Raw genomic sequence first — 11,612 nt, forward strand, 5'->3', positions numbered from 1 at the left:
AGGATCATCCGCCCGACAAGCCGCCCCGGACAACATGTCCAAGAAAAGGCGATGTATCGGATCACGTCGGTGGTGAGTGGCGATTCACGGTTGTTGAGCACCGCGGCTCTCGTCAGACGCGGGTGTCGCGAAAGCCACTTTCGGGACATCTGGTGTCCCGAAAGTGGCTTTCGCGACCTGCCCGGCGCGTGTGGTGTGGTTACGAAACAACACTCACGGCCCGGTCAAGAAGCGTCGAATTCGGCTTCGAATTCCTCGATCTCGTCCTTGCCCAAATCGAGGAGAGCGACGTCGGACGTGGCCGGCTCGCTGGGTTTCTCCGGTTCCGGTTCGACGATCGTCGCGATTCCCGCCGGAGTCTTGTACTCGAATACCTCTGGCGTGCCGAAGACCATTCCGTGGCGGTGGGCCCGCGCCGCCAGTTGCATCGACGTGATCGAATCGCCGCCCAGCTCGAAGAAGTCGTCATCCGCGCCGACCTGCTCCACCCCGAGCACCTCGGCGAAGAGAGCGCACAACGCCCGCTCGATCTCCGTGACCGGCTCCCGGTCGGAAACGCGTCCGCCGTAGTCGGGATCCGGCAACGCCGCCCGGTCGATCTTCCCGTTCGCCGTCACCGGCAGGGCGTCCAGCGCCAGCACCGCCGCCGGTACCAGATAATCCGGCAGCACCTCGCCGATCCGCTCGCGCAGCCGAACCGGATCCACTCCGTCATCGGACACGACGTAGCCGATCAACCGTCCGTCACGGGCCACCACCACCGCCTGGTCGACGCCCGGCTGTGCCGCCAGCACCGCCTCGATCTCGCCCGGTTCCACGCGATAGCCACGGATCTTGACCTGGTCGTCGGCCCGTCCGGCGAAGACCAGCTCGCCTTGGTGGGTCCAGTACGCCACGTCGCCCGTCCGGTACATCCTCTTGCCTGGGGCGAACGGATCGGCGATGAACCGCTCGGCCGTCAACGCCGCGCGACTCAGGTAACCCCGCGCCAGCCCCTCGCCCGCGATGTACAGATCACCCGCGACGCCCGGCGGCAACGGGCGCAGGAAGACGTCCAGCACATACAGCCGCCTGCCGGGAAGCGGTCGGCCGATCGGCAGCACCGGACCCAGTACGTCACCCGGTTCCAGCACATGCCACGACGCGCACAACGTCGTCTCCGTCGGACCGTACAAATGCCGGATCCGCGCGAGCGGCGCGGCCTTCCGCGCCCGCTCCACCGCGCGCACCGGCACCGAATCACCACCGGTCAGCACCTCGGCCAGCCCCGCGAACGATTCCGGCGATTCCTCCGCCACCGCACGGAAACTGCCCGCCGTCAGATGCGCCCTCGTCACCCCGCCCGCGATCGCCTCCCGCAAACGGCGGGCGTCCACCGCACCCGGCTCGGCGATCACCACCCTGGCACCCGACACCAACGGCACCCAGATCTCGAACAACGACGCGTCGAAAGAATGCGGCGCGTGCATGAGAACCGCGTCACCGGGCTCCATCGCCCAGCCGGGACTCCCCACCAAGCCCGCGACGCTCCCATGCGGGACGGCCACGCCCTTCGGAGTACCCGTCGAACCGGACGTGTACATGACGTACGCCAGGTCGTCCGCCCCGATCGGGACTGGCGAAACCGTGCCCTCGATGGCTTCGTCCACGATGATCGGCGCGTAGTCCGGCGGCACCACATCCGAGGTCTCCGCGCGGCACACCACCGCCGCGACCGCGGAGTCGGCCAGCATGAACGCCACCCGGTCCGCCGGGTAGTCCGGCGCGACCGGCACGAACGCCGCTCCCGCCTTCCACACCCCGAGCCAGGCCGCCAGCACCTCGGCCGAGCGTTCCAGCACCACCCCGACGCGGTCGCCGCGTCGCACGCCCCGCTCCGTCAGCGCCCCCGCCACCCGGCCGGACCACTCGTCGAGTTCCGCGAACGACCAGACCCGGTCACCCGCCAGCACGGCGGTCGCTTCGGGTGCCCTTTCCACCTGCCGCCGGAACAGCTCCAGCGCCGACGGCGCGGCCACCACGTCGCCGGTCTCGTTCCACCGCTCGACGACCAGCTCGCGCTCGGCGTCGTCCACCACGTCCAGCCTGCCGACCGGCGCCCCCGGCTCCGCGATCATCCGCTCCAGCACCCTGGCGAGCCGGTGCAGCGCCCGCTTGGCGACTTCGGCGTCGACCACCTCTGGTTGATACTCCAGGACGGTGTCCAGGCTCTCGCCCGGCAAGACACCCAGAGTGAGCGCGTACGGCGTCGCCTGGTGGAACTCCCGCAGGGTCAGGCTGAGACCGCTCGGGGAGTCCGCTTTCGTCGCCGCGTCGGCGTAGTTCTCGAACACCACGATCGTGTCGAAATCCGCGCCGTCCATCTTCTGGATCTCCGGCAGGCCGAGGTGGTGATGCGAAATCAGCTCGGACTGCCGTTCCTGTAGTCCGGTCAGCAGCTGAAGGACCGACTGCCCGCCGTCCAACCGCACACGCACCGGCACGGTGTTGATGAACAGTCCCACGACCTGCTCGGCGCCGGGAAGATCCGCCGGACGCCCCGAAACCACCGCGCCGAACACCACGTCACGACGGCGCGCCAGCCGGGACAGCACCACCGCCCACGCCCCTTGCACCACCGTGTTCAGCGTCAACCCGTGACCGCGGGCGAACTCGCCGAGAGCGGACATGAAGGCAGGCGACTGGCGGAACACCTCGCGCTCCGGCAGTCCCGACGACTTCCCGGACCGGTCGAGGATCGCGAGTTTCGATTCGTCGGCGCCCGCCAGTTCCGCATGCCACGCCACGCGCGCCGCCTGCTTGTCCTGACGGCCCAACCAGGCCAGGTAGTCACCGTAGGAGCCCGCGGGCCGCGGCATCGTGGCGACGCCGCCCGCCGCGTAGATCTCGAGAAGGTCCGCCTCGAGGATCGCCCGCGACCACCCGTCGATGAGCAGGTGATGGCTCGTCGTCACCAGGCAGTGTTTCTCCCGGCCGAGCCGGATCAGTGTCAGCCGCAACAGCGGCGGCTTCGCCAGGTCGAATCGCTTGAAGCGTTCCTTCTCCGCGATCGCGTCGATCTCGGCCTGCGCGTCCTCTTCGGTCAGGTCCGACAGATCGAATTCGGCCCAGGGGAGTGTCACTTTCCGGGTGATGAGCTGGACCGACTCGCCGGTCTTCCGCCGCTGGAAACTCGCGCGAAGCGCCGCATGCCTGCCGAGGAGGGCTTCCCAGGAGATTCGGAACCGCTCCGCGTCCAGTGGCCCGTCGATGATCTGCGATTGCTGAATGACGTGAATATCGGGAGCGTCGTCGTCGAACGAAGCGTGATAGAGCATTCCCGCCTGCATCGGCGACAACGGCCAGACTTCGTCGAGCGCCGATCCGGAGGACGTGGTCGAAGTGGTCACGATGTCTGCCCCTCACTGAGTTCCGCCGCCAAGGCTTCGAAGCTCTCGATCTCGTCCTGGTCCAGATCGACGAGGCCGAAGTCGGATACGGTATGTCCACCCGCGGTGGGATCATCCGCTTGACGGGCGAGCCCGGACAACATGTCCAGCAGTTCCTGGACCAGTCGTTCGATTTCGGGTTCGTCGATCAGCTCGTCCTGCCATTCCATGACGAGGGTCAATTCAGGACCATTCGGCAGATCCTGGACGATCGCGTTGACTTCGATCGCGTGCGGCAATTCCATACCCGGTTCCATCGCACTGCCCATTTCCCCGGCCAGTTGCCATGCTTGCCGGTCACTCTGGTCACCGGCGACGAACCGGCCGAGGTAATTGAAACCGATCCGCGACGACGGCAGTGCCGCCAGAACCGGCCCGGTCTCGGCGTTGAGATAACGCAACAATCCGTAGCCGAGTTCGTCGCCGGGCACCGCCCGCGACTGCTCCTTGACCACCTTCAGCAGCGTCCCGGCCGCCGCGTCACCGGCGAGCGCACCGGCCAGATCGATCCCGGCCACGTCGAGCCGCACCGGACGCGTGCTGGTGAACCAGCCGACCGTCCTGGACAGGTCCATTCCCTCGACGGGATGGCGACCGTGACTTTCCACGTCGACCAGCACCGTGTCCTCGCCGCGCCAGCGCGCCACCGCTCCGGCCAGCCCGGCCAGCAGGACCTCGTGCACCCCGCAGTGGAACACCACCGGAGCCCGCCCCACCAGCACCGACGCCTCGGCCGCCGGGAGCGCCCACGACCGCGAGCGCGGACCGGCACTCGCGACGGCGGCCCGCTCCGGCTGCTCCTGACCGAGGATCTCTTTCCACGCCGCCAATTCCGCGGTCCGCTCGGCGGAGACCGCCCACTCCTGAAGCAGACCCGCCCACCGCCGGAACGACACTCCGACCGGCTCCAGCACCGGCTCCCGTCCCGCGATCGCCGCGTCGGCCGCCAGCATAAGGTCCGACAGCAGAACCCGCCACGAAACCCCGTCGACCACCAGGTGATGGGCCACCACGACCAGCCGGCCGACCTCGCCCGGCCCGGCGTCCACCCAGACCGCCTGGACCATCACGCCCGCCACCGGATCCAACCGGCCGATGGCATCGCGTTCCGCGGCCTTCACCGCCTCGTCCAGCGAGCCGTCACCGGCCTTCACGCGGGTGACCACCCCGGCCACCTTCAGCGATCCGGGCTCACCGACCACCATCCGACGGCCGTTCTCGCCGTCGACGACCCGTGCCCGCAGCATGTCGTGCGTGTCCACCAGCGCCGTGAACGCCGCCACCAAAGCCTTCTCCGTCAATTCCGGCGGTGTGGACACCACCACCCACTGCGCGAATCCAGGCGCCACAACGCCATCCCCGAACATGCGCATCACCGGCGTCAACGCGACTTCACCGACGCCGTCGGCCACCGTGGCATGCGCGCGGTTCGGCAGCGGCGTGTCCCCCACCAGCTGCGCGAGCCGCTCGGGGGTCCGGTGCTCGAACACCTGCCGCGGCGTCAGCGAGATCCCGTCGCGGCGCGCGCGGGCGGCGGCCTGCATCGACGAGATCGAATCCCCGCCCAGCTCGAAGAAACTGTCCTCGACCCCGACCCGCTCCAGGCCGAGAACCTCGGCGAACACCTCGCACAGGATCCGCTCGGTCTCGGTCGCCGGCTCCCTGCCCGCCGACTTCGAAGAGAAGTCCGGTTCGGGCAACGCCTTCCGGTCGATCTTCCCGTGCTGCGTCAGCGGCAGCGCGTCCAGCGCCATCACGGCCGCGGGCACCATGTACAGCGGCAACCGGGTCGCGAGTTCGTCCCGCAGCGCCCGCGGATCGACGTCGCCGGGCGACACGTAGGCCACCAGGCGGCCCTCGCGGACGGTCACCGTGGCCTGGGTGACCTGGGGGTGGTTGGACAGGGCGAACTCGATCTCGCGGGGTTCGACCCGGAACCCGCGGATCTTGACCTGGTCGTCGGCCCGCCCGGCGGACACCAGCTCGCCGTCCTCGGTCCAGTACGCCAGATCGCCCGTCCGATACATCCTCTCACCGGCGACGAAGGGATCGGCGACGAACCTCTCGGCTGTCAACGCCGAACGACCCAGATAGCCGCGCGCCACCCCGATCCCGGCCAGATACAGCTCACCGGTGACACCCGGCGGCAGCGGGCGCAGGAACGCGTCGAGCAGATAACCGCGGGCCCCGGCGATCGGCGCCCCGAACGGGATCACGTCTCCGCCCGGCGCCAACGGCATGCTCACCGTCGCGCAGATCGTGGTCTCGGTCGGCCCGTAGGCGTTGATCATCCGGAAGTCAGGTGCCAAGCGGTTTACAAGGCCGGGCGGGCACAGTTCTCCCGCCGCGGTCACCGTCTCCAGCCTGTCCGGCATCGTGTCGGCGGTGGCGAGCACCGACGGCGGAGCCTTCACATGCGTGATGTCCCACCGTTCCAGCGCGTCGGTCAGCGACGCGTGCGGCGGCAGATCCTGATCCGGCGGCATCACCAGCGTCGCCCCCGCCAGCAACGCCATCATCACCTCGGACACGATGGTGTCGAAGCCGAGTGCCGCGAATTGCAGGACACGGGACGACGACGTCACGGCCAGTCGTTCGATATGCGCCATCGCCAGATTGCCGAGGCCCGAGTAGGTGACGACGACACCCTTCGGCGTTCCGGTGGATCCCGACGTGTAGATCACGTACGCCGCGTCACGCATTCCCACCCGCGGCAATACCGCGCTCGGGGCCGCCGTCAGGTCCAGTTCGTCGAGCACCACGATCCGGCCGCCGAATTCTTCCGGCACCGCCTCGCGGGTCTTTCCCTGGCACACCACCAGCATCGGATCCGCGCTGCCGAAGATCAGTTTCACCCGCTCGGCCGGATACGCGGGATCCACCGGGACGAAGACGCCGCCTGCCAGCGACACCCCCAGCATCCCGATCAGCCACCACGCGGACCGTCCGACCACCAGGCCGACGTGGCGCTCGCGCTCGACCCCGCGAGTACGCAGGACGGCGGCGAACCGCACCGCCCGATCCCACAATTGCCCGTATGTCAGTTCGCCGTCGCCGTCCGCCACCGCCACCGCGTCCGGCCGGTCCGCCGCCATCCGCCCGATCAGCGACGGCAGCGGCTCCCCGTCCAACAACGCCGGATCCCAGCGAGGCAACGGAATCTCGCCCATGCCGGTCCGTCCGACGAGACCGGACGGATCGGCGGTCACCGCGCCGAGTGCGCCGACGAACCACTCCAGGAGCGAGTCGGCGACGGCCTCGTCGATCTGCCCCCGCCAGTAGGCGAGCTGGATCCTGAACTCCTCACCCGGGATGACGCCGACGGTCACCGGGTAGTGGGTCCCCTCGATGGTGCCCAGATAGGTGAACTGGTCGGCGAAGTCCCTCGGGTAGTTCTCGAACACCAGCAGCGTGTCGAACATCGCGCCCGGTCCGGCCGTGTTCTGGATGTCCGTCAGCCCCAGGTGCTGATGGGGCATCATGGCCACCTGACGGTGTTGCAGGCCGATGAGCATGTCCACAATGGACTCAGCGCCGTCCAGCCGTACCCGGACCGGAACCGTGTTCATCATGAGCCCCGGCATCGACTCGACACCGGGGAGTTCCGCGGGGCGGCAGGCGACCGTGGTGCCGAACACAACGTCGGTCCGCCGCGCGAGCCGCGCCAGTACGATCGCCCACGCGCCCTGCACCACCGTGTTCAGCGTCAGCCCGTGGTCGCGGGCGAACTCGTTCAGGCGGGCGTAGAGATCCGGCGGAAGATAGGTGACGCGGTAGTCGTAGTCCGTCACGGAATCCGACTTGGCGACCAGCGCCGGCGTGTCGATATCGGACAGTTCCGCCAGCCACGCCACGCGCGCCGCGTCCTTGTCCTGCCGCTCGAGCCAGGCGAGGTAGTCCAGGTAGGAGGCGGCGCCGGTCCGGTCCGGGAAGTGTCCACCGGACGTGTAAGCCGCGGACACCTCGTTGAGGATGACCGCCACCGACCAGCCGTCGGTCAGGATGTGATGGTTGACGATCAGCAGCCGGTGCCGCTCCTCGCCGACCCGGACCAGCACCAGCCGGAACAGCGGCGCCTTGGTGAGGTCGAACCGTTCCCGCTGTTCCGCCGCGGCCACGGCGTCGACGGCCGCCTCGATATCGGCCGCCCCCGTCAGGTCGACCTCGCGCCACGGCAGGTCGACGCGCCCAGCGACGGCCTGCACCGTCTTGCCCGACGCGAGCCGGTGGAAGGTCAGCCGAAGCTCGGCGTGCCGGGCGAAAACCGCTTCCCACACCGACCGTAGCCGGGGCACGTCCAGCGGTCCGGTCAGTTCCACGATCCACTGTGTCTGGTAGATGTCGAGACCCTGGTCGTCGAGGGTCGACTGGAACAGCAGTCCCGCCTGGAGCGGCGCCAGCGGCCAGACCTCCTCGGCACCGGGAACGGCGAGCGCCAGCTCCGCCTCGTCGTCCGCGGTCAGGGTGATCAAGGGGCCGTTCACCGGCCTGTCGACCGGCACGGCACGCGCCGTGGCGGCCAGCCGTCCGGGGGTCTTCTCCTTGAAGATCTGGTCGGGCGTCACCAGCAGACCGGCTTTGGCCGCACGGGCCGCCAGGCGCACCGCGAGGATCGAATCCCCGCCCAGGTCGAAGAAGCCGTCGTCGGCACCGGCTCGTGCCACGCCGAGCACCTCGGCGAACAGTCCACAAAGGATGCTCTCCGCCTCGGTGACGGGTTCGCGGCCGTCGGTCTTCGCGGTGAAATCGGGGGCGGGCAACGCCGCCCGGTCCACCTTGCCATTGCCGGTCAGCGGCAACGCGGCCACCGGGAGCACCACGGCCGGGACCAGGTACTCCGGCAGCACCGCCGCGAGACGCTCGCGAACGAGGGCGGGATCCGCGTCGGCCACCACGTAACCGATCAGGCGTCCGTCGATCGGCACCACCACGGCCTCGTGGACGTCCGGCTGAGCGGTCAGCGCGGCCTCGATCTCGCCAGGCTCGACCCGGAATCCGCGGATCTTCACCTGATCGTCGGCCCGGCCTCCGAACAGCAACTCGCCGTCGGCGGTCCACTGGGCGAGGTCCCCGGTCCGGTACATCCTCTCGCCAGGGGCGAACGGATCGGCCACGAACCGCTCCGCCGTCAGCCCCGCCCGGTCCAGGTAGCCGTCCGCCAGACCAGCGCCGGAAAGGTACAGGTCGCCGGCCACCCCCGGCGCCACCGGCCGCAGCGACGCGTCGAGCACCCGCGCCTGGCGACCCGAGAGCGGACGGCCGATCGGCAGCACCGAACCCAGCTCGTCACCCGGTTCGAGCACATGCCAGGTGGCGCACAACGTCGTTTCCGTCGGGCCGTACAGATGCCGGATCCGCGCGAGCGGCGCGGCCTTCCGCACGCGCTCCACCGCGTGCGCGGGCACCAGGTCACCGCCGGTCAGGATTTCGTGGAGCCCCGCGAACGATTCCGGCGATTCCTCCGCCACCGCACGGAAACTGCCCGCCGTCAGATGCGCCCTCGTCACTCCGCCCGCGATCGCTTCCCGTAGGCGGCGGGCGTCGACCGGCCCTGGCTCGGCGATCACCACCCTGGCACCCGATACCAACGGCACCCAGATCTCGCACAGCGACGCGTCGAAGGAATGCGGCGCGTGCATGAGGATCGCGTCACCGGATCCCATCGCCCAGCCGGGATCCCCCACCAGTTCCGCGACACTCCGGTGCGGAACGGCCACGCCCTTCGGAGTACCCGTCGAACCGGACGTGTACATCACGTACGCCAGGTCGCCCGGGCGCACCGTGACCGCCGACGGGTCGCTCGCGTCCTCGTCGGTGACGACGATCGACGCGATCCCCTCCGGTACGCGATCGCGTGTCGCGATCGAGCACACCATCAGGGACACAGCCGAATCCGCCAGCAGGAAAGCGATCCGCGGCGCGGGGTACCCGGCGTCCACCGGTACGTACGCCGCCCCCGCTTTCCAGACGGCGAGCAGCGACACCAGCAAATCCGCCGAACGGTCCATCATGACCGCGACCCGGTCGCCGAGGCGGACACCCCCGCCGATCAACCGGCCGGACAACCGGCAGGCGAGTTCATCGAGTTCCCGATACGTCAGAACCCGGTCCCCGTCGGCCACGGCCACCGCGTCGGGCGTCCGGTTCGCCTGCCGGGCGAACAGATCCAGCACCGTCGGTGTGGCACCCGCTGCGGAACTCATCGTCATCCTCCGTGAAGGCCGTAGAACACCGGCTCGGGCTCCGGCTCGTCGTCGAACCCGGTTCCGTTGCCGTTCGCCTTGGTCCCGTTGCTTTCCGGATTGGCGAACTGCGTGTGATAGAGCTCCGAGTAAAGGCCGCCGGCGGCCAGCAGTTCGTCGTGCGTCCCGCGCTCACGGACCCCGCCGCCGTCGATCACGAGGATCTGGTCGGCCTCGCGGATCGTGGACAACCGGTGGGCGATCACCAGCGAAGTGCGGTCGCGCAGGGCGGTCTTGAGCGCCCGCTGGACCGCGGCCTCCGACTCGGAGTCGAGGTGAGCGGTGGCTTCGTCGAGCACGACGATCGACGGCGCCTTCAGCAACAGCCTGGCGATCGCCAGTCGTTGCTTCTCCCCGCCCGACATGCGGTAGCCGCGATCGCCGGCGACGGTGTCGAACCCGCTGGGGAGGGACTGGACCAGGTCCCAGATCTGGGCACCCTTGCAGGCCTCGATCAGCTCTTCCTCGGTGGCGGTCGGGCGGGCGTAGAGCAGGTTTTCCCGGATCGTGTCGTGGAAAAGGTAAGAATCCTGGCTGACCACCCCGACCGATTCGCGGAGCGAGTCGAAGGTGAGGTCCCGCAGATCCTGTCCGCCGACGCGAATGGTTCCGGAGGTCGGGTCGTACAGCCGGGTCACCAGATGGGTGATGGTGCTCTTCCCGGCGCCGGACGGGCCGACGAGCGCGGTGAGGGTTCCGGCCGGCACGTGGAAGTCCACGCCACGCAGGACATCCGCCGTCACTTCCCCTCGGCCCTTCGCGCCCCGCACCTGCTCCAGCGACGACAGCGAGACCTCGTCCGCGGTGGGATAGCGGAACTTCACGTCCTCGAACGCGATGTCCGGCGCCACATCCTTCGCGAGTCCGACCGCGTCGGGCTTTTCCTTGATCAGCGGCTTCAGGTCGAGGATCTCGAACATCCGGGAAAAGGACACCACGACGGTCTGCGCGGTCTCCTGCATCCCGGACAGCTGGGTGATCGGCCCCAGCAGCCGCGTGAGCAGGGTGGCGATCGCGATCAGCGTGCCGAGCTGGAACACCCCGTCGAGCACGAGGCCGCCACCGATGCCGTAGACGATCGCCGTGGCGATCGAGGCCATCAGCGTCATCATGACGAAGGACATCCGGCCCCAGACGGAAAGGCTCACCCCCAGCTTGCGGATCCAGCCGGCACGTTCCCGATACTCGGCCATCTCCTCGGCCGGACGGCCGTAGAGCTTGGAGAGCATCGCCCCCTGGACGTTGAACCGCTCCTGGAGAAGGCCACCGAGACTGGCATTGGCCTCCATGATCTTTCCGGTGCGCCGCCCGATGAGCCGTCCCACCTGGACCCAGGGCACGAGGAACAGCGCAACCAGCACCAGCGTGACGACGGCGACGAGCCACGACAGGTAGATCAGCTCGGCCAGCACCAGCACCACCGTGACCGCGCTGGTCGCCGCCACCAGCAGGTGACCGAACGTCTGCTGGGTCATGATCACTTCGGTGTGCAGCCGGTTCACCAGCACCCCGGTCTGGGTCCGGGTGAAGAACGCGATCGGCAGCCGCCGGACGTGGTCGAGCACCTGGATCCGGAGGTCGTAGGTGACCCCTTCCCCGACCTTCCCTGCGATGTAAGCCGACGCCAGCGACAAGGCCGCGGTCAGCACGGCGAGGACGGCGGTCAGGCCTGCCATCCAGACCACGACCCCGAGGTCGTTCTTCAAGATGCCGTTGTCGATGAGCTCTCTCATGATCAAGGGCGTCGCGACGACGACGACGGCCTCCAACAAGGCGATGACAACGAAGAGCGACACCTTGCCGATGTGCGGGCGAAAGTAGCCGAGCACTCTGCGCACCGTCCCCTTGCGGACCGTCATCGACCAGGGATCGGGGTCGTCATCCCTCGGGTTCGGTGCGCCGAAGCGCATCACTACGTCCATACGGTCATTCCTCCCACGCG

The 11,612-nt window shown here is 68.9% G+C and carries 1 protein-coding gene and 1 pseudogene; both read right to left on the reverse strand.

The window, feature by feature from the left end:
- Window positions 1-224: 224 nt before the first annotated feature.
- Window positions 225-9,601: pseudogene (locus ACLARN_RS10675) on the reverse strand (amino acid adenylation domain-containing protein).
- 32 nt (window positions 9,602-9,633) lie between these two features.
- Complete coding sequence (locus tag ACLARN_RS10680) at window positions 9,634-11,592, reverse strand: ABC transporter ATP-binding protein (RefSeq protein WP_409491168.1); 1,959 nt, start codon at window positions 11,590-11,592, stop codon at window positions 9,634-9,636.
- Window positions 11,593-11,612 lie beyond the last annotated feature (20 nt).

This window comes from Amycolatopsis sp. cmx-11-12, assembly GCF_046269425.1.
GTDB lineage: Bacteria > Actinomycetota > Actinomycetes > Mycobacteriales > Pseudonocardiaceae > Amycolatopsis.